The organism is Actinomadura sp. WAC 06369 (genome assembly GCF_003947565.1).
In the GTDB taxonomy this organism is placed as follows: domain Bacteria; phylum Actinomycetota; class Actinomycetes; order Streptosporangiales; family Streptosporangiaceae; genus Spirillospora; species Spirillospora rifamycini.
Map to the genome: position 1 here is coordinate 1 of NZ_QHJN01000135.1, position 22,423 is coordinate 22,423.

At 74.2% G+C, this 22,423-nt stretch carries 19 protein-coding genes and 1 rRNA gene; 12 read left to right on the forward strand and 8 right to left on the reverse strand.

What is annotated here, in order from left to right:
• The first annotated feature begins 181 nt into the window (after positions 1–181).
• Both rrf and DMH08_RS29210 read left to right on the forward strand, forming a co-directional pair.
• Positions 182–298 (forward strand): 5S ribosomal RNA (rrf, locus tag DMH08_RS29205).
• A gap of 351 nt (positions 299–649) precedes the next feature.
• A complete protein-coding gene (locus DMH08_RS29210; protein WP_233617876.1) occupies positions 650–1,471 on the forward strand; it encodes an SAM-dependent methyltransferase in 822 nt (273 codons plus the stop codon).
• A gap of 4 nt (positions 1,472–1,475) precedes the next feature.
• Here DMH08_RS29210 and DMH08_RS29215 read toward each other — a convergent pair whose 3' ends face one another.
• On the reverse strand, positions 1,476–2,651 hold the full coding sequence (locus DMH08_RS29215; RefSeq protein ID WP_125619081.1) for a cytochrome P450: 1,176 nt from the start codon (positions 2,649–2,651) through the stop codon (positions 1,476–1,478).
• Between the two features lie 166 nt (positions 2,652–2,817).
• Between DMH08_RS29215 and murA the strand changes: the two genes are divergently transcribed.
• Positions 2,818–4,125, forward strand: coding sequence for a UDP-N-acetylglucosamine 1-carboxyvinyltransferase (gene murA / locus DMH08_RS29220; protein WP_026404119.1), 1,308 nt, complete (start codon positions 2,818–2,820; stop codon positions 4,123–4,125).
• Between the two features lies 1 nt (position 4,126).
• On the opposite strand, the gene DMH08_RS29225 is transcribed toward murA, so the two are convergent.
• Positions 4,127–4,678, reverse strand: coding sequence for a hypothetical protein (locus tag DMH08_RS29225; RefSeq protein ID WP_051301118.1), 552 nt, complete (start codon positions 4,676–4,678; stop codon positions 4,127–4,129).
• A 141-nt stretch (positions 4,679–4,819) separates the two neighbouring features.
• Here DMH08_RS29225 and DMH08_RS29230 point away from each other — a divergent pair, with 141 nt between their 5' ends.
• From DMH08_RS29230 to DMH08_RS29240, 3 genes are all read left to right on the forward strand, one after another.
• Positions 4,820–5,710, forward strand: coding sequence for a hypothetical protein (locus DMH08_RS29230; protein WP_026404120.1), 891 nt, complete (start codon positions 4,820–4,822; stop codon positions 5,708–5,710).
• Positions 5,711–5,792: 82 nt separating this feature from the next.
• A complete protein-coding gene (locus DMH08_RS29235; protein ID WP_125619083.1) occupies positions 5,793–7,334 on the forward strand; it encodes an FAD-dependent monooxygenase in 1,542 nt (513 codons plus the stop codon).
• Positions 7,335–7,336: 2 nt separating this feature from the next.
• Positions 7,337–9,274, forward strand: a complete 1,938-nt coding sequence (locus tag DMH08_RS29240; RefSeq protein WP_125619085.1) for an aconitate hydratase — start codon at positions 7,337–7,339, stop codon at positions 9,272–9,274.
• A gap of 45 nt (positions 9,275–9,319) precedes the next feature.
• Here the strand turns inward: DMH08_RS29240 and DMH08_RS29245 are convergent, their stop codons facing one another.
• Positions 9,320–9,724 carry a DUF2795 domain-containing protein gene (locus DMH08_RS29245; protein WP_026404122.1) on the reverse strand — a complete coding sequence of 135 codons (405 nt, stop codon included), beginning with the start codon at positions 9,722–9,724 and terminating at the stop codon, positions 9,320–9,322.
• Between the two features lie 146 nt (positions 9,725–9,870).
• Here DMH08_RS29245 and DMH08_RS29250 point away from each other — a divergent pair, with 146 nt between their 5' ends.
• Positions 9,871–11,319, forward strand: a complete 1,449-nt coding sequence (locus tag DMH08_RS29250) for an aminotransferase class I/II-fold pyridoxal phosphate-dependent enzyme (RefSeq protein WP_233617877.1) — start codon at positions 9,871–9,873, stop codon at positions 11,317–11,319.
• An 18-nt stretch (positions 11,320–11,337) separates the two neighbouring features.
• Here DMH08_RS29250 and DMH08_RS29255 read toward each other — a convergent pair whose 3' ends face one another.
• Together DMH08_RS29255 and DMH08_RS29260 are read right to left on the reverse strand one after the other, a co-directional pair.
• On the reverse strand, positions 11,338–12,768 hold the full coding sequence (locus tag DMH08_RS29255) for a cytochrome P450 (protein ID WP_125619087.1): 1,431 nt from the start codon (positions 12,766–12,768) through the stop codon (positions 11,338–11,340).
• A 98-nt stretch (positions 12,769–12,866) separates the two neighbouring features.
• Positions 12,867–13,556, reverse strand: coding sequence for a pyridoxamine 5'-phosphate oxidase family protein (locus DMH08_RS29260; protein WP_125619088.1), 690 nt, complete (start codon positions 13,554–13,556; stop codon positions 12,867–12,869).
• 216 nt (positions 13,557–13,772) lie between these two features.
• Between DMH08_RS29260 and DMH08_RS29265 the strand changes: the two genes are divergently transcribed.
• On the forward strand, positions 13,773–14,375 hold the full coding sequence (locus DMH08_RS29265; RefSeq protein ID WP_199748063.1) for a TIGR03086 family metal-binding protein: 603 nt from the start codon (positions 13,773–13,775) through the stop codon (positions 14,373–14,375).
• Positions 14,376–14,388: 13 nt separating this feature from the next.
• Here the strand turns inward: DMH08_RS29265 and DMH08_RS29270 are convergent, their stop codons facing one another.
• From DMH08_RS29270 to DMH08_RS29280, 3 genes are all read right to left on the reverse strand, one after another.
• The gene (locus DMH08_RS29270; RefSeq protein WP_125619092.1) at positions 14,389–15,426 is read right to left on the reverse strand and encodes an MBL fold metallo-hydrolase; all 1,038 of its coding nucleotides are present in this window, start codon (positions 15,424–15,426) and stop codon (positions 14,389–14,391) included.
• Between the two features lie 81 nt (positions 15,427–15,507).
• Complete coding sequence (locus DMH08_RS29275) at positions 15,508–16,476, reverse strand: hypothetical protein (RefSeq protein ID WP_125619094.1); 969 nt, start codon at positions 16,474–16,476, stop codon at positions 15,508–15,510.
• A gap of 24 nt (positions 16,477–16,500) precedes the next feature.
• The gene (locus tag DMH08_RS29280) at positions 16,501–17,817 is read right to left on the reverse strand and encodes a M20/M25/M40 family metallo-hydrolase (RefSeq protein ID WP_125619096.1); all 1,317 of its coding nucleotides are present in this window, start codon (positions 17,815–17,817) and stop codon (positions 16,501–16,503) included.
• Positions 17,818–18,002: 185 nt separating this feature from the next.
• Here DMH08_RS29280 and DMH08_RS29285 point away from each other — a divergent pair, with 185 nt between their 5' ends.
• The 4 genes from DMH08_RS29285 to DMH08_RS29300 all read left to right on the forward strand — a co-directional run.
• Positions 18,003–19,610, forward strand: coding sequence for a peptide ABC transporter substrate-binding protein (locus DMH08_RS29285; protein WP_125619098.1), 1,608 nt, complete (start codon positions 18,003–18,005; stop codon positions 19,608–19,610).
• Between the two features lie 4 nt (positions 19,611–19,614).
• A complete protein-coding gene (locus tag DMH08_RS29290) occupies positions 19,615–20,541 on the forward strand; it encodes an ABC transporter permease (protein ID WP_125619099.1) in 927 nt (308 codons plus the stop codon).
• 19 nt (positions 20,542–20,560) lie between these two features.
• A complete protein-coding gene (locus tag DMH08_RS29295) occupies positions 20,561–21,589 on the forward strand; it encodes an ABC transporter permease (RefSeq protein WP_233617878.1) in 1,029 nt (342 codons plus the stop codon).
• Between the two features lie 21 nt (positions 21,590–21,610).
• Positions 21,611–22,423: ABC transporter ATP-binding protein (locus DMH08_RS29300; protein WP_148108610.1), on the forward strand; the 813-nt coding region annotated here is incomplete at its 3' end.

The following is a 22,423-nucleotide window of genomic DNA, read 5'->3' on the forward strand; positions in this document are numbered from 1 at the left end:
CTAATAGGCCGAGTGGCTTGAACACACTGAACGTTCAAAGCATCTCGCTGTGTGTTTGTTCGCGTCCCTGTGTGGTTCCTGGAAAACAAAAGGGAACCTGTTTTGATAAGTGAATTTTCGAGCTGTCTGCTCGGACGTTGATTTGCCTGCCCTGGTTTGTTGCGGGGTGGTGCGTGAGGCGTTCGGTGGTTATGGCGAGAGGGAAACACCCGGTCCCATTCCGAACCCGGTAGTTAAGCCTCTCAGCGCCGATGGTACTGCATGGGAGACTGTGTGGGAGAGTAGGACGCCGCCGGACATTTTTTGTGGGAAGGCCCCGCCGTTTACGGCGGGGCCTTTCTCATTTGGGGGGAGCGGCTCAGGGGGGCGGCCGTGCCGTCACGGTGCCTGCCGGCGAGTTCCGGTTTTCCGTGAAAGCGGGATACGGTCGTGCCGGGCGGGCCAGCACCTTTAGCTGCCGGTGATTCCCTCGAAAGTAATCGGACGCTTTTGGTGTGATGCTTTCGAGGGAAACGGGGGCTACCGGCTTCCTGGGGCTCGTATCGCTCGTCGCTGACCTGCGATAAGGGTGTTCTGTGCGGTGGGAGCGCTCCTCTCGCGAGGGTGCGGGCAATGGAATCCGTGCAGGGTGATCTCCTAGGCTGCCGGTGTGACTGAGGAGATTCGGGAGCGCGAGGCGACGGGGACCGGCCCGGGCGGAATCGACACCACGGTGGCGACGCCGGCGCGCATTTACGACTACTTCCTCGGCGGCAAGGACAACTACGCCGTCGACCGGCAGGCCGCCGAGGAGATCATGAAGGCGGTACCGGAGGCGCCCGCGGCGGCCCTGGCGAACCGGGCGTTCCTGCGGCGCGCCGTCCGGTTCATGGCCGAGGCGGGTATCCGCCAGTTCCTCGATGTGGGTGCCGGGTTGCCGACACAGGGCAACGTGCACGAGGTGGCGCAGGAGATCCGGCCCGAATCGCGGATCGTCTACGTCGACAACGACCCGGTGGTGCTCGTGCACGGGCGGGCCCTGCTCGAGGCGAACTCGGACGTCGCCGTCGTGCGGGGAGACCTGCGGCGCCCCGAGGAGATCCTCGCCGAACCGCGCCTGAACGAGCTGATCGACCTGGACGAACCGGTCGGGGTCCTGCTCATCGCGATCCTGCACTTCATCGGGGACGAGGAGAACCCGTTCGACCTCGTGGCGCGGCTCATGGAGCGGCTGCCGCCGGGGAGCCACCTGGCGATCTCCCACGGGTACGAGGGAGGGATGGCGGACGGGACGTCCGAGCACGCGCAGGGCGTGTACCGGCGTTCGACCTCCGCGATCCACTCGCGGAACCCCCGGACGGTGGAGCGGTTCTTCACCGGGACCGACATCGTCGAGCCGGGTGTCGTGTGGGTGCCCCAGTGGAGGGCTGAGGAAGCCGCGGCGGAGCCGGAGCGGACGCACTTCCTGGGCGCGGTGGGCCGGAAACCCTGATGGCTCAGCGGGTCACGACCGTGGTCGGCAGCGTCCGGAAACCGCGGACGTACGGGGACGGGATGCGCGCCGCGGCGTCCTCGTCGACGTCGTAGTCGGTGATGCGCGCGGTCAGCTCCTCGAGGGCGACCCTGGCCTCGAGGCGGGCGAGGTGCGCGCCGATGCAGTGGTGCCGCCCCGAACCGAAGCTGATCTTCGTTCGGGTGTCGCGGTCGAGGTCGAACCGGTCCGGGTCGGCGAAGGCGCGGGGATCGCGGTTGGCGGCGCCGATCAGCAGCAGCAGCCGGGACCCGGCGGGCATGGTCGTCCCGTGCAGCTCGACGTCCCGGACGACCGTGCGTGCGTCGCCCTGGGACGCCGGTTCGAAGCGGAGGGTCTCCTCGATCCAGTCGCCGACGCGGCCGAACGCGTCCGCGGGCCGGTCGAGGTGGGCGCGGGCGCAGTGCCAGGCGTTGGAGATGAGGTTCGTGGTCGTCTCGTTGCCCGCGGCGACCAGGATGAACAGGACGCCGAGGATCTCGGCGTCGGTGAGCCGGTCGTCGCCGTCGGCGGCCTCCACCAGGGCGGACGCCAGGTCGTCGCGGCGGTCGCGGCGCCGTTCGGCGACGAGGTCGCCGAAGTAGCCGCCCAGCGCGAAGATCGCGTCGACGCCGGCGGGGCTGAGGTCCCGGACGCCGTCCTCGTGCCGGACGATCTGGTCGGCGAGATGCCGCAACCTGGAGCGGTCCGCCTCGGGCACCCCGGCGAGTTCGGAGATGACGTCCATCGGCAGGAGCGCCGCGTAGTCGGCCGCCAGGTCGAACGAGTCGTGCTGCAGAGCCCGGTCGAGGTGCCCGCGGGCGATCTCCCGGATGCGGGGCTCCAGTTCGGCGACGCGGCGCGGCGTGAACGCCCGCGACACGAGGCCCCGCATGCGGGTGTGGTCCGGCGGGTCCATCGCCAGGAAGGACGCGTGCCGGTGCGCGTCCGGGCCCCACACGGACGGCTCGAGCAGGATGCCGTTGGCGTTGGAGAACCGTTCGTGGTCCCGGAAGGCGGCGACGACGTCGGCGTGCCGGGACAGCGCCCAGAAGTCCTCCTCGTCGTTGCGGAAGACGGGCGCCTCCTCGCGCAGCCGCGCGTACACGGGGTACGGGTCGTGCCGGCTCCCGTGCTCGTACAGGCTGAACCGGACGCCCATGCGTCGCCTCCGCGGATCCGCTGCCATGGCCGTACCGAGCATGGCGCGCCGCGTCCCGCGGCCGCCACTCCGCGCGTCGGGGTGGCCTGTACCGGACGTCACCGGACGGCGAGGGCACCGTCGCGGACGAGGCGCGGGCGCGTGCGTCCGGCCGTAGGCTGCTGTGGTGACTGAGAAGCTGTGGGAGATCGAGCCGTCGGGGCCGCTGCGCGGCGACGTGACGGTACGGGGTGCGAAGAACGCCGTCAGCAAGCACATGGTGGCGGCGATGCTGGGCGACGGGCCGAGCACGATCGGCAACGCGCCGGACGTCGGCGAGGTCGGGATCACGGCCGGGATGCTGGAGCACGTCGGGATGGCGGTGGAGCGGTCCGGTGACGAGGTCACGGTCGCGCCGGGCGCCGTGGCCGACCCGAGCGTGGGCAAGGCGTTCACGGGGCTGAACCGCATCCCGATCCTGATGCTGGGGCCGCTGCTGCATCTGGCGGGCGAGGCGTTCGTCCCGCTGGTCGGCGGCGACCCGATCGGGCGCCGTCCCGTCGACTTCCACGTGGAGGCCCTGCGCGCGTTCGGTGCGGAGGTGACGCACGCGGCGGACGGGATCCACGCGCGGGCGTCGCGGCTCGTCGGGACGCGGGTGGACCTGCCGTACCCGAGCGTCGGCGCGACCGAGACCGTGCTGCTGGCGGCGGTGCGGGCCGAGGGCAAGACGGTGATCCGCAACGCGGCGACGGAACCGGAGATCATCGAGCTGGCGCTGTTCCTGCAGCGGATGGGCGCGCGGATCTCGTTCGCGCCCGACCGGCGGATCGTGGTGGAGGGCGTCGATCGGCTGGGCGGCGCGCAGACCCGCCTGGGCGGGGACCGCATCGAGGCGTTCTCCTACCTGGTGGCGGGGCTGGTCACCCGGGGCGAGGTGCGGGTGCACGGGTGCCCGCAGGACCGGCTCGTCACCGCGATCACCACGCTGACGCGGATGGGCGCGAAGTTCGACATCACCGACGAGTGGATCATGGCGTCGGCGCCGGACGGGCTGCGCCCGGCGGCGGTGCAGACGGACACGCACCCGGGGTTCGCCACCGACTGGCAGACGCCGCTGATGGTGCTGTTCACGCAGGCGGACGGCATGTCGGTGCTGCACGAGACCGTGTACGAGAACCGGCTCGCGTACGTCCCGGCGCTGCAGAGCATGGGGGCGGAGATCGAGGTGTACGACACCTGCCTGGGCGGCCCGGCGTGCCGGTACCACGACACGGCGGCGCAGCACTCGGCGGTCGTGCGGGGCGTGACGAAGCTGCGCGGCGGGGACGTGACGATGCCCGACATCCGCGCCGGGTTCTCGGCGGTGCTGGCGGCGGCGGTGGCGGAGGGGCCCTCGACGCTGCGGGGCGTGCACCACATCGAGCGCGGGTACCACCGGCCGGTCGAGCAGTTCCGCGACCTGGGCCTCGCGCTCCGGTCCGTGACGGTCTGACCTAGCGGCGGACGGACGCGCCCGCGTCGACGGACGGGCGCGTTCCCGGCCACGTGTAGGTGACGGAGCCGCCGACGGGGAGGCCGTGCCAGAGCCGCGCGGCCTCGTCGAGGCGGCCGAGGATCCGGTCGACGGCGGCGGTGCGCTCGGCCGGGATCGCCACGTGTTCCGCCCAGGCGGGCCGCTCGGCGCCGGCGCGCCGCCACCAGGCGAGCGCGGTCAGCCCGGCGAGCTCCTCGGAGAGCGCCATGTCGCCGGTGTCGGCCCGCCCGAGGGACGCCTCGCGCTTCTTCAGCCTGCGCTGCGCCCGGGCCCGGGCGCGCCGGTCGCCGGGCCTGTCCACGGTCTCGATGAAGCCCCCGCCGCCCGCGGCCGCGCGCCCGAACACGCCGTTCGCCAAGCCCAGTTCGGCCTCGGCGAGGTAGTGGACGAGGTCGTGGGGGATGTGGTCGTCGTATCCGGGGGCCGGGTCCATCCGGCGGGGCGGCCGCCCGGGCACGGCGACGATCGTCGCGTAGCGGCGCCGGCCCGTCCGCTGGAAGGTGACGTCCATGACGGTCAGGCTAGGCGGCGGGCGGTATGGACGGCACCAGGTTTTCCGGCGCGGGCGCCGGGCACGGGGCGAACGGTTCCTTACCCGGCGATGACCGGAACGTACAAGACCGCCGGGGCCCGCCGAGGCGAGGCTGGTGCCATGGACATCGATATAGACGGCATCGACCTCGGCCGCGCGTCCGACTTCATGGCCATGCACGCCCGCCCGCTGGACCGGCGCCGGTTCGAGCTGCTGACCGGCGGCGGCGACCGGGAGGCGCTGTTGGCGGCGCTCAACGCGTACCGGAACCCCGACGGCGGCTACGGGCGGGGCCTGGAGCCGGACCTGCGGTCCCGGACGAGCCAGCCCGGGGCCGCCCTGCACGCCTTCGAGGTGTTCGAGGCGCTGGCGCCCGAGACCGCGCCGGAGGCGGTCGCGCTGTGCGACTGGCTGGAGTCGGTGACGCTGCCGGCCGGCGGCCTGCCGTTCGCGCTGCCCGTGCCCGACCCGGCGGGCTGCGCACCGTTCTGGGCGTCCGCCGACCCGGACGTCCCGTCGCTGCAGATCACCGCGATCGTGGCGGCGACGGCGCTGCGCGTCGCCGCGCACGACCCGGAGGTCGCGGCGCATCCGTGGCTGGACCGTGCCGTCCGTTTCTGCCGGGACGCCGCCCTCGCCGTCGCCGAGCCGCACGCGCTGGAACTGGCGTTCGCGCTGGCGCTGGCCGACGCCGCGGAGGACGCGGAGCTGCTGGAGATCCTGGGGAGGCACGTCCCGGCGTCCGGCATGGTCCATGTGCAGGGCGGGCTGGAGGACGAGATGATGCGGCCGCTCGACTTCGCGCCGTACCCGGACCGTCCCGTCCGCGCCCTGTTCGCCCCGGAGGTCATCGACGCGGAGCTGCGCAGGCTGGCCGGGGGACAGCGGGACGACGGCGGCTGGCGGGTGGACTTCGCGAGCTACTCGCCCGCCGCCGAACTGGAGTGGCGCGGCTACGCGACCGTCGGGGCCGTCTCGATCCTGCTCCGCAACGCCCGATCCGCCGGATAGGGGCCGCCGCCGCGTGAGGGCCGGGCGATCCGGGGAAGGGTCCGTTGGATGAGGTCTCCGCCGTCGAGCGAGAGGAGACGCGATGCCGCCCATCGGACCGCCGACCGGAACCGTGATCGTCGTGGGGGCGGGGCCGACCGGGCTCCTGCTGGCGGGGGATCTGGCCGCCGCCGGGATCGGCTGCACCGTGCTGGAACGGCGCCGGGAGGAGGAGGACCACCTCACCCGCGCGTTCGCCGTGCACGCCCGCACCCTCGAGCAGCTGGACGCGCGCGGCGTCGCCGCCGAGCTGGCCGCGACCGGGGCGCGCGTGCGGGAGCTGCGGCTGCCGGGCGGTGCGCGGCTCGACCTCGGGCGGCTGCCCGGCCGGTTCCCGTACGTGCTGGTCACGCCGCAGTACGAGACCGAGCGGGTGCTGCGGGAGCGGGCGCTGGCCGCCGGCGCGGACATCGTCCGCGGCGCGGAGGTGACCGGCCTGCGCCAGGACGGGACGGGCGTGGACGTCCGGGTCCGCCGGGCGGACGGGGACGGCGGCGGGGCCGTGGAGACGCGCCGCGCGGCGTACGTCGTCGGGGCCGACGGGGTCGGCAGCACGGTCCGGGAGGCGCTCGGGCTGCCGTTCCCGGGCCGGTCCGCGGTGCGGTCGGTGATGCTCGCCGACGTCCGGCTCGACGACCCGCCGCGGGACGTGCTGACCGTCGGCGGGACGGGCGACGCGTTCGCGTTCCTGGCGCCGTTCGGCGACGGCTGGTACCGGGTGATCGGGTGGAACCGGGCGCGCCGGGCCGCCGACTCCGAGCCGGTCGACTTCGACGAGCTGCGGGACGTGGCGCGCCGCGCCCTCGGCACCGACCACGGCATGCGGGACCCGCGGTGGACGTCCCGGTTCCACAGCGACGAGCGGCAGGTGCCGCGGTACCGGGTGGGGCGGGTGTTCCTCGCGGGCGACGCCGCGCACGTCCACTCGCCGGCGGGCGGGCAGGGCATGAACACCGGGCTGCAGGACGCGGCGAACCTGTCCTGGCGGCTCGCCGCGGACCTGCGCGGCTGGGCGCCGCCGTGGCTGCTGGACGGCTACCACGCCGAGCGGCACCCGGTGGGGCGGCGGGTCCTGGCGGGCAGCGGCGGGCTGCTGCGCGCGGCCCTCGCCGAGAAGCGGTGGCAGCGGCGGCTGCGGAACGCCGGGCTGCGGGCCGCGACGGCGGTCCGGCCGATCGCGCGGCGGGCCGCGGGGGCGGTGTCGGGCATCGGCATCGCCTACCCCGCGCCGCGCGGCGCGCACCGGCTGACCGGGCGCCGCGCCCCCGACGTCCGGCTGTCCGGCGGCGGGCGGCTGCACGACCTGCTCGGTGACGGACGGTTCGTCCTGGTGGCGGCGGTGAACGACCCGGCGGTCGGCTACCTGTCGCGGCGGTGGGACGGGCGGGTGCGGCACGCCGTCGCGGGCGGGCCGGCGCGCAGCACCGTGCTGGTCCGCCCGGACGGGTACATCGCGTGGGCGTCCGACGAGACGGCGCCGGACCGGCGGGCGGACGCGATCCGCGCGGCGCTCGCGCACTGGTGCGGGCCGCCCGCCGAGCACGCGGCCGAGCGGGTCGCGGCGACCGAGGAGAGGAGGCGCTGAGCATGCGGGACGGGGTGGCGCGCAAGCTGATCGCCGCGCACCTGGTGAGCGGGGAGGCGGTGCCGGGCGCCGAGATCGGGCTGCGGGTCGACCAGACCCTCACCCAGGACGCGACCGGCACGATGGTGATGCTCGAACTGGAGGCGCTCGGTCTGGACCGGGTCCGGACGGACGTGTCGGTGCAGTACGTCGACCACAGCCTGCTGCAGGCCGACGAGCGGAACATGGCCGACCACCTGTTCCTGCGGTCGGCGTGCCGGCGGTTCGGCCTCTGGTATTCGGGGGCGGGCAACGGCGTGTCGCATCCGACGCACATGCAGCGGTTCGGGGTTCCGGGCGCGACGCTGGCGGGTTCGGACTCGCACACCTGCGCCGCCGGGTCGCTCGGGATGCTCGCGGTCGGCACCGGCGGGCTGGAGACGGCGATGGCGATGGCGGGGGAGCTGCTGTACGTCACGATGCCGGAGATCTGGGGCGTCCGGCTGACCGGGGAGACGCCGCCGTGGGTGAGCGCGAAGGACGTGATCCTGGAGATGCTGCGGCGGCACGGCGTGCGCGGCGGCGTCGGCCGGATCATCGAGTACCACGGGCCGGGCCTGGCGTCGCTGACCGCGATGGACCGGCACGTCATCGCGAACATGGGCGCCGAGCTGGGCGCGACGACGACGGTGTTCCCGGCGGACGGGCGGGTGCGGGAGTTCCTGCGCGCGCAGGGCCGCGAGGGCGACTTCACCGAGATCGTCGCCGACGCGGGCGCCGCGTACGACGTCGCGGACGAGATCGACCTGGCGGCGCTGGAGCCGCTGATCGCGCGGCCGGGCTCGCCGGGCGACGTGGTGCCGGTGCGGGAGGTCGCGGGGGAGGACGTGCACCAGGTCGTCGTCGGCTCGTCGGCGAACCCGGGCCCGCGGGACTTCGCGGCCGTCGCGGCGATCGTCCGGGGCCGGCGGGTGCACGCGGGCGTGTCGCTCGACGTGAACCCGACGTCCCGGCAGCTCCTGCTCGACCTCACCCGGACGGGGGCCGTCGCCGACCTGCTGCGGGCGGGCGCGCGGATCCACCAGGCCGGGTGCCTCGGCTGCATCGGCATGGGGCAGGCCCCCGCGGTCGGCCGCAACAGCCTGCGGACGTTCCCGCGGAACTTCCCCGGCCGGTCCGGGACGGAGGACGACCGGGTGTGGCTGTGCTCGCCCGAGACGGCCGCGGCCGCCGCGCTCACCGGGCGGATCACCGATCCCCGCGACCTGCCGATGGACCCGCCGCGGGTGCGGCTCCCCGAGGTCGCGGCGTCCGTCCGGGACGAGTTCGAGGCGCCGCTCCCGCCCCGGCGGGCCCGCGCCGTCCCGCTCGACAAGGCCCCCAGCATCGGGGCGCTGCCCGACCTCGACCCGCTCCCGGACGACCTGGAGGTCCCCGTCGTGATCACCGTCGGGGACGACGTGTCGACCGACGAGATCCTCCAGGCGGGCGCGCGGGCGCTGCCGTTCCGCAGCGACATCGCGCGGCTCGCCGACTTCGCGTTCGTCCGGCTCGACGAGGGCTACCCCGGACGGGCGCGGCGGGCCGGGGCGCACGCCGTCGTCGCGGGCCGCAACTACGGGCAGGGGTCGTCCCGCGAGCACGCCGCGATCGCGCCGCGCCACCTGGGGCTGCGGCTGGTCCTGGCCTGCGGGTACGCGCGGATCCACTGGCAGAACCTGGTCAACTTCGGGATCCTGCCGCTGGAGTTCGCCGACGAGGCCGACCGCGGGCGGATCGGGCAGGGCGACGTGCTGCGGATCGGGGGCGTCCGGGAGGCGCTGCGCGGGGGCGGGGACGTGGAGGTCCGCAACGTCACGAAGGGCGAGACGTACCGGGCGCGGCACCGGCTGTCGGCCCGGCAGCGCGAGCTGGTCGCGGCCGGCGGGCAGATCCCGCTGCTGCGCGAGCGCGCCCGCTGACCCGGACGCCGGGCCGGCGGGCGCGATCTGCCGGGGGTCACGGGGTCAGTAGCGGCGCTCCTCCCGCCCGTAGCCGAGTTCCTCGGCGACGTCCGCCAGGTTCTCGTACTCCCGGTCGGGCAGCGTCTCCAGCGCGCCGACGGCGTCGTCGCCGCCCGCGTCGGACACGTGCGCGATCAGGTCGTTCGGCCGCGCCGGGTAGCGGACCCCGGTGAGCAGCCGCGCCAGCGCGCTGCGGTCCTCGACGTCGGACGCGCTCATTCCGGGCGGGGAGCCCTCGCGGGCGTCGCCGCCCCGCTCGGCCGGCTCCCACGTGTCCTGGTCGGAGGTCGGCTCGGTCTCCTTGAACTCCTCCGCGTGCGTGGAATGGCCGCCGCGCACCATGCCTTGGGTCTCCCGGCCGATCTCGTCGTCGAGCTTCGCGCCGTGCTTGTCGCTCTTGTCGGGCATGTGAACGGCCCTCTCTTTCGTCCTCCCTGCGCGCTTACCGATCACATCGTTCCCGGGCGGACGTGCCCAAACATGCGGCTACCGGCCCTTTCGCGCCCATAGGATGCGAGCGCGGTCGCGATGGCCGGATCAGGGGAGGTTTCAGGGTGGCAGGGCACATGACGCCGGAGGAGTTCCGCCGGTACGGCAGGCAGGTGGTCGACTGGATCGCCGACTACCAGGAGCGGATCGAGTCCTACCCGGTGCTGTCGCGGGCGCTGCCCGGCGAGGTCCTGGCGGGGCTGCCCGAGCACCCGCCGGAGGAGGGCGAAGGGTTCGACGCCGTCCTCGCCGACCTGGACCGCGTCGTGATGCCCGGGATCACCCACTGGCAGCACCCGAACTTCTACGCCTACTTCCCGGCCAACGCCAGCGGCCCCGCCATGCTCGGCGAGCTGCTGTCGGCCGGCCTCGGCGTCCAGGGCATGCTGTGGGCGACGAGCCCCGCCTGCACCGAGCTGGAGACCCGGGTCCTGGACTGGCTCGCCGAACTGCTCGACCTGCCCGGCCGGTTCCGCTCGGACGGCCCCGGCGGCGGCGTCATCCAGGACTCGGCGTCAGGCGCCGCCCTCGTCGCCGTCCTCGCCGCGATGCACCGCGCCGACGGCGGCGCGTCCGGCCGCGACGGCATCGCCGGCCGCCGCACCGTCTACGTCAGCTCGCAGACGCACTCGTCCCTGGAGAAGGCCGCCCGGATGGCGGGGATCGGCGCGGCGAACGTCCGCGTCGTCGACGTCGACCCCGGCACCCTCGCCATGGAGCCCGCCCACCTGGACGCGCTGCTCGCCGAGGACGTCGCGGCCGGGGCCCTCCCCGTGCTGGTCTGCGCCACCGTCGGGACGACCTCCACCACGGCGGTCGACCCGGTGCGCGCCATCGGCGAGGTGTGCCGCCGGCACGGCGTCTGGCTGCACGTCGACGCCGCCTACGCGGGCGTCGCGGCGGTCTGCCCCGAGTTCCGGTGGATCAACGACGGGCTCGCCGAGTACGCCGACTCCTACTCCACCAACCCGCACAAGTGGCTGCTCACCAACTTCGACTGCAACACCATGTGGATCGCCGACCGCGAACCCCTCCTCGGCGCCCTGTCGATCCTCCCCGAGTACCTGCGGAACCGGGCCAGCGCGTCCGGCGACGTCGTCGACTACCGGGACTGGCAGGTGCCGCTCGGCCGCCGGTTCCGCGCCCTCAAGCTGTGGTCGGTGATCCGCTGGTACGGCGCGGAGGGGCTGCGCGAGCACGTCCGCACCGGGGTGCGGCTCGCGCAGGACCTCGCCGCCGCGATCGCCGGCGACCCCGCGTTCGAGCTGCTGGAGCCGCACCCGTTCGGGCTGGTCTGCTTCCGGCCGCGCTGGGACGGCCTCGACGGCGACGCGGCGGACGCCGAGACGATGGCGCTGATGGAGCGGCTGAACGCGTCCGGCGACCTGTACCTCACGCACACCAAGGTCGGCGGGCGGGTGCTGCTGCGCATGGCGATCGGCGCGCCCGCCACCGCCGACGCGCACGTCCGGGCCGCCTGGAAGCGCATCCGCGAGGAGGCCGGCGTCGGCTGACCCGGCCGGGCGGCCGGGTCAGGAGCGGCGCATCAGCCGCATGATGCGCCGTACCAGCGACGTCGCCCCGGGCTCGTCGGAACCCGCGGCGGCCTCCTCCCCGGCCGGCTGCTCCGCGGCCTCCGGGCGCGTCCCGAAGTCCCCGGCGAGCGTGTAGTTCACCGGCAGCGACCGCAGGCCCCGGATGAGCGGGGACGAGCGCCACGGGAGCTGGTCGGGCGGCAGCGCCAGATCCAGCGACGCGAACCGGTGGAACGCCCGCTCCACCGCGATCATCGTGATCGTGGTGGCCAGGTCGCGGCCGAGGCAGGCGTGCGGGCCCGCGCTCCAGGCCAGGTGCGCGCGGGAGCTGTAGACCGAGTCCTGGGAGCCGCCGCCGGTGAACGCGGGGTCGAGGTGCGCGGCGGCGGGGGACACCATGACCGGGTCCCCGGCCGCGATCCGGAACCGGCCGAGCCGCACGTCCGACCGGGGCCACCGGAACGCCAGGTTCGCCATGGGCGGGTGCGCGATCGACGCCCGGTTGATCGCCTCCTTGATCATCCCGGCGGAGAGGCTGTCGCGGGCGCCGGTCTCCCCGATGAGCACTTCCGTGATGGTGTTGCAGATCAGGTTCGCGGTGATGTCGCCCGACAGCCCGGTGAGCATCGCCATCTCCCGGGCGAGCTCCTCGGCCGTCAGGTCCGGCGCGGCGGCGAGCATGTAGGACGGCAGGTCCTCGCGCGGCTCGCGCACCCGCGCCTCGCACACCTCGGCGACCCGCGCCATCAGCCGGTCGGACGCCTCCTGCGCGTCCGGGCCCGCGTCCAGCACCCGCCACAGATCCATGATCATCTCGTCGGCGCCGGAGTCGGTGGGGAAGCCGATCAGCCGTCCGGTGACCATCAGCGGCAGCGGGCGGGCGTACTGCGCGGACAGGTCGGCCCAGCCCGACCGGCCGCCGCTCTCCGCGATGACGGTGATCAGCTCGTCGGCGTAGGCGTGCACGGCCCGCTCCAGCTCCCGGGCCTGGGGGCGCCCGCGTTCCTGGAACGGCCGCAGCCCCTCGCTCCACGCGCCGCGCAGCCGGGTCGACTCGGCGCCGTCGCGGAACCCGGAGCTGTCGGACTCCATCACCGGCAGCATCGGCCAGTCCGCGGGCACCTGCCCCTCCCGGTACGCGCGCCAGGAGTCGACCCGCCGGCTCCACACGCCGCGGGCGTCCCGCAGGACGTCCAGCACCTGCGAGTAGCCGATGACCAGCCACACGGGCACGCCCAGCACGTCCACCGGCGCGACCGGCCCGTACTCGGCGCGCAGCCGCTCGTAGAACGCGGCGGGCCGCGACTCGTAGTCGCGGTTCAGCAGCGGCACCTTCGCCAGTGCCTCCAGGGGCGGATGCGTGCCGGACGCCTCCGCGGACGGGAAGTCGGCTTGCGGTGACTGTGCTCGGGGGATCTGCGGCTCCACGACGCCTCACCTTAAGAGAGATCACTGGAATTGGGGAGCTTGTGGCGAAATCTCCGCCGAAGTTCGTTCGTTCGCGTGCGCCGCGGGCCGGCGCCTTATTACTTGTAGAGCTTCTGCTCGTACTGCTCCGGGGTGTAGTGGCGCTCCAGCTCCTCCAGCGACTTCTCGGTGTACTGGACGTCCTTGACGATCCGGGCGTGCGAGGGCAGCGCGTCCGGCTCCCAGGTGTCGGGACGCCACAGCTTCGACCGCATCAGCGCCTTCGCGCAGTGGAAGAAGATCTGCTCGATCTCCACGAGCAGCGCGAGGGCCGGGCGATGGCCCCGCACGACCATGTCGTCGAAGAACGGCGCGTCCCGCAGCAGCCGCGCCCGGCCGTTGATCCGCAGGGTCTCGCCCCGGCCCGGCACCAGGTAGATCAGGCCGATGTGCGGGTTCTCCAGGACGTTGAGGAACCCGTCGGCGCGCCGGTTTCCGGGGCGGTCCGGGATCGCGATCGTGGTGTCGTCCAGCACGCGGGTGAACCCGGGCGGGTCGCCCTTGGGGGAGACGTCGCAGTTCCCGGTGGCGTCGCTGGTGGAGATCAGGCAGAACGGCGACCGCGCCAGCCACGCGCGGTCCCACGCGTGCAGAGCGGTGCGCTCCTTGTCGATCGCCCGGCGCATCGGGGCGCCCAGCATCTCGCGCAGTTCCTCCGCGGAACCGACCTCGACGTACCCGGAGGCACCGGCGGGCCCGGACGGGCCGGTCTCCCGCGGCGTGCCGGTGGTATCGGGGGTGAGCGTCATCGCCGCTGCTCCTTCGGCGCCGGGGTAGGGAGGATCAGCGTAATCGGCCGCCGCCTGCGGCGGGCCGCCGGGCCGCCCCCGTGGGCCCGGCGGCCGGGCGCCACCGCCCGTACGGACCGGGCGCGCGGCCGGAACTCATCGCCGCCGCGACGGTGAATTCCCGGGCCCCGCGCGGTCGGAACGGTCGGACGGACGGCGCTGCGGCGGGAGGCACGGGTGGACACGGCGGTTCTGCTGGAAGAGGCGATCGCGTTCGCGCTGGACGCGGTCGCGCCCGTGACCGCCGCGGCGCTGGGCCGCCCGACGCCGTGCGCCGGGTGGAACCTGGACATGCTGCTGCGGCATGCCGCCGACTCGCTGGACGCGCTGGCCGAGGCCGCCGCGACCGGCGCCGTGCGGCTGCTCCCCGAAGCGGGCCCGGACGGCGGCGCGCCCCCGCCGGACGATCCCGTCGCGGCGTTCCGGGACGGCGCCGCCCGGCTCGCGGACGTCTGGGCGGACGTCTGGGTGGACGCCGCCGTCGCGGGCCGCGCGGTGGCGGTCGGCGGGTGCCCGCTGCACGCCGGCGTCGTCGCGGGCACGGGCGCCATCGAGATCGCGGTCCACGGCTGGGACGCGGCGTGGGCCGCCGGACGGCCCCGCCCGATCCCGCCGGATCTCGCGGCGGCCCTGCTGCACCTGGCGTCCGGGCTGGTCACCGCCGACACCCGGGCCGGGCTGTTCGCGCCGCCGGTGCCCGTCCCGCCGGGCGCCGGACCGCACGAGCGGCTGCTGGCGCACCTCGGCCGCGACCCGGCCCGCCCGCCGCGGGCGGCGTGACCGGCGCGGCGGGTCAGCCGCGGGCGGCGTAGCGGCGGACGCCGCCCTCCTCGTGGACGTCCAGGACGCCCCGGTCGACGAGGACGTCCAGGTGCGCGTCGATCTCCAGGACGGCGAGCATCCGGCTGAAGGCGTCCAGGTCGCCCAGGGCCTTGCGGCGGCGCGTCCACGGGATGGCGCTCGCCACCTCGAACGCCGTCCCGTGCCCGGCGCGGACCTGCTCGGCCGCCGCGTCGAGCCGCTGCGCGTGGTGCTCCAGCAACTCGTCGATGCGGGCGTGGGTGCTGGGCGTCACCGCGCCGTGCGCGGGCAGCAGCACCGTGTCGGGCATGTCGCGGACGATCCGCAGCGACTCGAGGTAGCTGCGCAGCGGCTTGGGCTCCGGCTCCCCCTCCAGCCCGATCGACGGGGAGATGTGCGGCAGGATGTGGTCGCCGGCGAACAGCAGCCCGGCGGCGGCGTCGCGCAGCACGATGTGGCCGCGGGTGTGGCCGGGCGTGGCGAACACGTCGAGGCCGCGGCCGGCCAGCCCGATCCGCTCCCCGTCGTCCAGCCAGGAGTCCGGCACGACGGACGGGAAGTCCGGGTCGCGCGGGGGCCGGTCCTGCCCGGCGATCTCGTCGGCGAGGGCGTCCGCGCCGCACCGGCGCAGCAGCCCGACCTGCCGGAAGTGCGGGCCGTTCTCCCGGCCGAACGCCTCGATGGACGGACGCTCGCCGCGGCCGATCCGCACACGCGTCCCGAACTCCTTGCGGAGCACGAGCGCCTGCGAGTAGTGGTCCCAGTGGGCGTGCGTGACGAGGAACTGCGCCACGTCGTCCAGGCCGTGCCCGAGGCTCCGCAGCGCGTCCTTCAGCCGCGCCGCCGTGTCGGGGAGCGCGAAGCCGGAGTCGACGACGACGAGGCCGTCCGGGTCCTCGATGACGTAGACGTTGACGGAGTGCAGCGACGGGATGGGAAGGGCGAGCGGGATCCGGTGCACCCCGGGCGCCACGGGATGGACGCCCGGTTCCGTCCAGTCCGTCGGCTGCTCCACTACCGATGCCGTCACCGCGCGCCCCCTGTTTCTCGAATCTCGTTCGGGGGCACGCTACTTCATCCCGAATATCCGATTCTCATCGGGGTTGACACTTCACCGTCCGCGCGCGTCCCCTCCGGCGTCGGCCGCCTTCCGCCGCGCCCGGCGGGCCGCGTCGTCCGCGCGGTCCCGGGCCTGCCCGGCGCGCTCGGCCTTCCGGACGGCGGCGTCCCGCGCGGCGGCGGCCCGGTCGAGCTCGTGCCGGAGCCGTCCGACCTCGGCGGACGCGCGGTCGGCCGCGTCCCGCGCGGAGGCCGCCTCCGCCTCCCGCTCGGCCAGCGCGCGCTCCGCCTCGGCGGCGCGCTCGCGCAGCGCCGCCGCCCGCCGCGCCCGCGCCGCCCCGTCCCGCGCCGTCCTGTCCCGCGCCGTCCTGTCCCGCGCCGTCCTGTCCCGCTCCGCTGCCCGCCCGGACGGACGGCCGGACTCCGCCCGGCGGCGCGGCTTCCCGGCCTCCCCCGGCTTGTCCTTCGCCCCGGCCTTCCCGCCCTTCTCCTCCCTCTCCTTCTTCGGCCGGGTGCGCGGCTCCCCGCCCTCGGGCGCCACGGGGAAGCCCGCGGGGACGAAACCGGTGTGGCTGCGCGGGCGGGCGAGCGTCCCCGCGCGGACCTCCGCGGCGACCTCGGCGTCCACCGTCGCCGCCTGCAGGGTGTCCTCGACCTCCCGCAGCGCCTGGTCGCGCAGCGGATGCCCGGCCCCGGCCGCCAGCGACTCCGCCTCCCGCAGCAGCCCGTCGACCGACCGCGCCCGGCGCCCCTCGAGCTCGCCGAGCCCGCCGCCGCCCGCGCCCCACGCCGCGCGCAGCTCGTCCCCGACGTCCAGCAGGCGCCCGAGGTCGCCGGCGGCCGCGCGGGCGAGCAGGTTGACCGCCCACGCGCTCACGGTGGGGCGCCGCAGGCCGCCGATCCTCTTGGCGAGCGCCGCGTCCCCCGCCTTCTTCGCCTCCCGGACGAGCCGCGTCCGCGTCTCGACGAACTCGTCGGGATCGACCCCGTACAGCTCCCGGGCCGCGTTCGAGAAGTCCACGCCCGGTTCCTACCCCGGGAATCCCTACCGTGTGTCGAGGAAGCGGTCCAGGACCCGGGTGCCGAACGCCAGGCCGTCGATCGGGACGCGCTCGTCCACGCCGTGGAACATGCCGAGGTAGTCGAGGTCCGGGCTGAGGCGCAGCGGCGCGAACCCGTAGCTGGTGATGCCGATGCGGTGGAAGGACTTGGCGTCCGTGCCGCCCTCCATCACGTAGGGGACCGGGCGGGCGCCGGGGTCCTCGGCGCGCAGCGCCCCGGCCAGCGCGGCGAACGTCGGGCCCGCCGGGTCCGCGGCCGGGGCCTCCTCGAAGTTGACGAACTCGCGCGCGACCGCCGGGCCCAGCAGCCGGTCGATCGTGGCGAGGAACTCGTCCCCGGTGCCCGGGAGGTAGCGGCCGTCCACGTGCGCGGTCGCGGTGCCGGGCACCACGTTGACCTTGTAGCCGGCGTCGAGGCGGGTCGGGTTCGCCGAGTTGCGGATCGTCCCGGCGAACAGCCGCCCGACGTCGCCGAGGCGCGCGGCCTCCGCGTCGAGCCGGTCGTGGTCGATCGTCGTGCCGAGCGCGTCCGCGAGGCCGTCCAGCAGCGCCCGGACGCCCGGGGTGAGGCGGACCGGCCAGCGGTGCGCGGCGATCCGGGACACCGCGTGCGCGATCTCGGCGACCGCGTTGGCGGGCGCGGGCTTGGAGCCGTGCCCGGCCTTCCCGCGCGCGGTGAGCCGCATCCACGCGGTGCCGCGCTCGCCGGTCGCGATCGGGTACACGCGGGCGCCGCCCGCCTCGACGCTGTACCCGCCGGACTCGCTGATCGCCTCCGTACAGCCGGTGAAGAACTCGCGGTGCTCGCGGGCCACGAACCGGGAGCCGTACTCGCCGGTGCACTCCTCGTCGGCGAGGAAGGCCAGGAGGAGGTCGCCGCGGGTGCGGCGCCCCTCCCGGAGCCGCCGCGCGACGACCGCGAGGGTCATCGCCAGGGTGCCCTTCATGTCGATGGTGCCGCGCCCCCACACGCAGCCGTCGCGGACCTCGCCGGCGAACGGCGGGACCGTCCATTCGGCGGCGTCGGCGGGGACGACGTCCAGGTGCCCGTGGATCAGGAACGGCGGCGCGGACGGGTCGGTGCCGGGGACGCGGGCGAGGACGCTCGCGCGGCCGGGCGCCGACTCGACGACCACCGGGTCGGCGCCCGCGCCGTCCAGCAGCCCGGCGACGTGCTCGGCGGCGGGACGTTCCGGGCGGGCGTCGCCCTCGCCGCGGTTCGTCGTGTCGATGCGGACAAGATCGGCGCAGATCCGCGCGGCGGCGCCGCCGGCGTCGTCCCCGTCGTCCCCCGTAGCCACAGCCACCTCATTCCGTAACAAACCTTTATTTTCGTCGCTCCTTGACCTGTGTCAACGGCCGCCCCGAACGTCTCGATCAGGTTGCGACTCCGTCAGCCCCGTAGGCACGCCGTTACCTGGGGTGGAACCTGCGAGCAATCTGCGCGTGCGGTGCGGTGCCGCGGCGGCGCGGGGCGAGGAGGGACATGATCGGTCAGAGGGGTGCGAACGGGCGAGCGGGCGCGGGGCTCGCCGCGGTGCTGCTTGCGGCCTCGCTGGGCCTGGCGGCCTGCGGCGGCGCGGAGGCGTCGGGCGACGGCACGTTCGTCGTCGGCCATTCCGAGCCGGACCACCTGGTGCCGGCGAACACGACCAGCAGCTACTCCTTCGACGTGCTCAGCGAGCTGTTCGACAACCTGATGACGCTGACCCCGGAGGGGAAGCCGGTGCCGCTCGCCGCCGAGTCGGTCGAGTCCGCGGACCAGCGGACCTGGACGATCAAGGTGCGGTCGGGGCTGACGTTCCACAACGGCGAGCCGGTCACCGCGCAGAGCTTCGCCGACGCCTGGAACAACGGCGCGTACGGGCCGAACGCGTACGGGGCGAACAGCTACTTCTCCTACATCGAGGGCTACGAGGAGCTGAACCCCGAGGACGAGAACGCGACGCCGGAGGAGAAGACGCTGTCCGGCCTGGAGGTCGTGGACGCCGCGACGCTCAAGGTCACGCTGAACCAGCCGTTCCGCCAGTTCCCGCACCTGCTGACCTACCCGGCGTACGCGCCGATGCCCAAGGCGGGGCTGGCCGACCTGAAGGCGTTCGAGGAGCACCCCATCGGCAACGGCCCGTACATGATGAGCGGGAACTGGGAGCGCAACCGGCAGATCGCGCTCGTGCCGTTCCCCAAGTACACCGGGCCGCGCAAGCCGAAGAACAAGGGCGTGACCTGGAAGAGCTACTCCAGCGCCGACACCGCCTACACCGACCTGCGGGCCGGGCGGCTCGACGTGCTGCAGACGATCCCGGCGGCGAAGGTGCCCGAGGCGAAGCGGGTGCTCGGCGACCGGTTCCTGCCGCGCGAGATGGGCACGATCGACTACCTCGGCTTCCCGCTGTTCGACGAGCGGTTCGCCGACCCCAAGCTGCGGCGGGCGTTCTCGATGGTCATCGACCGCGAGGGGATCAACAAGGCCGTCTACAACGGGGCCTACACGCCCGCCGACTCGCTGCTTCCGCCGATCATCCCGGGGTACCGCGAGGGCGCGTGCGGCGAGCCGTGCACCTACGACCCGGCCAAGGCGAAGAAGCTGTTCGACGAGGCGGGCGGGTTCAGCGGGACGCTCGAACTGTACTTCTCCAACGCGCAGCCGACCTACGAGCAGTGGATGCGGATCGTCGCCAATTCCATTCGTGACAATCTCGGCATTCAGGACATCCAGTTCCGGGAGGTCCCGGCCTCCGAGTACTTCTCGATGCTGAACGCGCGCGAGGAAAAGGGCCCGTACCGGCAGAACTGGGAGGCCGACTACCCCGACCCCCAGAACTACCTCGAGAACATGTGGGGCTCGGCGGGCAACAAGATGGGCTGGAAGAACGAGGAGTTCGACGAGCTGATCGCGAAGGGCAACCGCGCCGCCGACGAGCAGGAGGCCCTGCGCCACTACCACGCCGCCGAGGAGATCGCGATCCGCGAGATGCCGATGATCCCGCTGTGGACCTGGACGGGCCAGGGCGGCCGCTCCGAACGCGTCGGGAACGTCACCGTCACCGCCTTCTCCACCGGCCTGCTCGCCGACCAGGTGACGGTCGAGTAACCGGATGTGGCGGTACACGCTCCGGCGGATCCTCCAGGCCGTCCCGGTCTTCTTCGGCACGACGCTGCTCATCTACGCGATGGTGTTCGCGCTGCCCGGCGACCCGATCCAGGCCCTGGCGGGCGACAAGCCCGTCCCCGAGAACGTCCTGCACACCCTGCGCGAGCGCTACAACCTCAACGACCCGCTGCTCGTCCAGTACGGCAAGTACATGTGGGGGCTCCTGCAGGGCGACCTGGGCGAGAACTACACCGGGCAGAGCGTGTCGGAGATGCTCGCCGGGCGCTGGCCGGTGACCGCGCGGCTCGCCCTCACCGCGTGGATCTTCGAGCTGGTCGTCGGGATCGCGCTGGGCATGTGGGCCGGGCTGCGCCGCGGCCGCCTCGCCGACACGCTCGTCCTCGGCGGGACGACGCTGGTCATCGCCGTCCCGGTGTTCGTGCTCGGCTACACCGCGCAGATCGTGTTCGGGCTGCACTGGCAGATCTTCCCGACGGCCGGCGTCGACGACGGCTGGCCGATGAGCTACCTGCTGCCCGGCATCATCCTCGGCTCGTTCGGCCTGTCGTACGTCGCGCGGCTGACCCGGACGAGCCTCGCCGAGAACCTGCGCGCCGACTACGTGCGGACGGCCGGCGCCAAGGGGCTCACGCGGGCGCGGGTGATCGGCCGGCACACCCTGCGCAACTCGCTGATCCCCGTGGTGACCTACCTCGGCGTCGACTTCGGGGCGCTGATGGGCGGCGCGATCGTCACCGAGGGGATCTTCAACCTGCCCGGCATCGGCCAGCAGGTGTTCCAGTCGATCCAGCTCAAGGAGGGGCCGGTCGTGGTCGGCGCGGTCACCCTCCTCGTGCTGATCTTCCTGGCGGTCAACCTGCTCGTGGACCTGCTCTACGGGCTCCTGGACCCGAGGATCCGGTACGAGTGAGCGCGCGAGAGGAGGGGCCGTGACGACCGGCGAACGGGACGTCGGCACGAAGGGTGCCGGCGCGCAGGGGATCGGTGCGCAGGGGATCGGTGCGCAGGGGATCGGCGCGCAGGGCGTCGGAACGGGAGGAGTCGGCACGGGGGGAACCGCGGCGGCCGTCGCCGCCGGGGCGGGCGGCGGCCCGCCGGGCGGCGACGCCGGCCGGGCCTCCCTGTGGGACGACGCGTGGCGGGACCTGCGGCGCCGCTGGGTGTTCTGGGGTTCGGCTGCGATCCTCGCCGTCGTCGCGGTGATGGCCGCGTTCCCCGGGCTGTTCACCGGGCACGAGGCGAACCGGGGCTGCGACCCGAACGCCGCCCGGCTCGGCCCGTCCGCGGAGCACTGGTTCGGCACCGACGGCGCGGGCTGCGACTACTACGCGCACGTCGTGCACGGCGCCCGCCCGACCCTGCTGATCGGTGTCGCGGTCACGCTGTTCGCGTTCGCGATCGCGCTGGTGTTCGGGATGGCCGCCGGCTACTACGGCGGCCTGCTGGACGCCGTCATCGCCCGGATCACCGACGTGTTCTTCGGGCTGCCGTTCGTGCTCGGCGCCACCGTGATCCTGGTGGCGTTCCCCGGGCACGGCGTCGGCGCGATGACGCTCGTGCTCGTGCTGCTCGGCTGGACGACGATGATCCGCATCATGCGGGCGCAGGTCATCGCCGTCCGGGACGCCGACTACGTGCAGGCGGCGCGGCTGCTCGGCGCGTCCGATCTCCGGATCATGGCGCGGCACGTGCTGCCGAACGCGATCGCGCCCGTGATCGTCGTCGCCACCCTCAACGTCGGCAACGTGATCGCGGGGGAGGCGACGCTGGACTTCCTCGGCGTCGGCCTGCAGTACCCGGAGGTGTCGTGGGGGCTCCAGCTCAACCAGGCGCAGGACTCCTTCATCGCCCATCCGCACCTGCTGCTCTTCCCCGCCGTGTTCCTGTCGGCCACCGTGCTGGCCTTCCTGATGCTCGGCGACGCCGCGCGCGACGCCCTCGACCCGAAACTGCGGTGAGGCCATGACGGGGGAACGACCATGACCACGGAACCGACCGCGGGACCGACCGAGAAACCCGCCGAGGACCCGGCCGGCGCGCCGGCGCCGCGGCTCCTCGAGGTCGAGGACCTGCACGTGACCTTCCGCGTCCGGGGCCGCGAGGTGCGCGCGGTCAACGGGCTGTCGTACGGGCTCGGCGAGGGCGAGACGGTCGCGATCCTCGGCGAGTCCGGGTCGGGCAAGAGCGTCGCGGCGCAGGCCGTCATGGGCATCCTGGACGGCCCGCACGCCCGCGTCGCCCGCGGCTCGGTCCGGCTGCGCGGCGAGGAGCTGATCGGGATGCCCGAGCGGCGCCGCCGCCGCTACCGCGGCGACCGCATCTCGATGATCTTCCAGGACGCGCTGACCGCGCTGAACCCGGTCTTCACCGTCGGCGACCAGATCGGCGAGATGTACCAGGTGCACCGCGGGATGCGGCGCCGGGAGGCGCGGGCCAAGGCCGTCGAGCTGATGGAGCGGGTGCGGATCCCGTCCGCCGCCGCGCGGCTCGGCGACCACCCGCACCAGTTCTCCGGCGGCATGCGCCAGCGCATCATGATCGCGATGGCGCTGGCGCTGGAACCGGACGTGCTGATCGCCGACGAGCCCACGACCGCGCTCGACGTGACCGTCCAGGCGCAGATCATGCGGCTGCTCGCCGGGCTCCGCGACGAGCTGCGCATGGGCATGGTGCTGATCACGCACGACCTCGGGGTCGTCGCGGGCGTCGCCGACCGGATCGTCGTCATGTACGCCGGGTCGGTCGCGGAGGAGGCGCCCGCCCGGGAGCTGTACGCCCGGCCCGGCGTACAT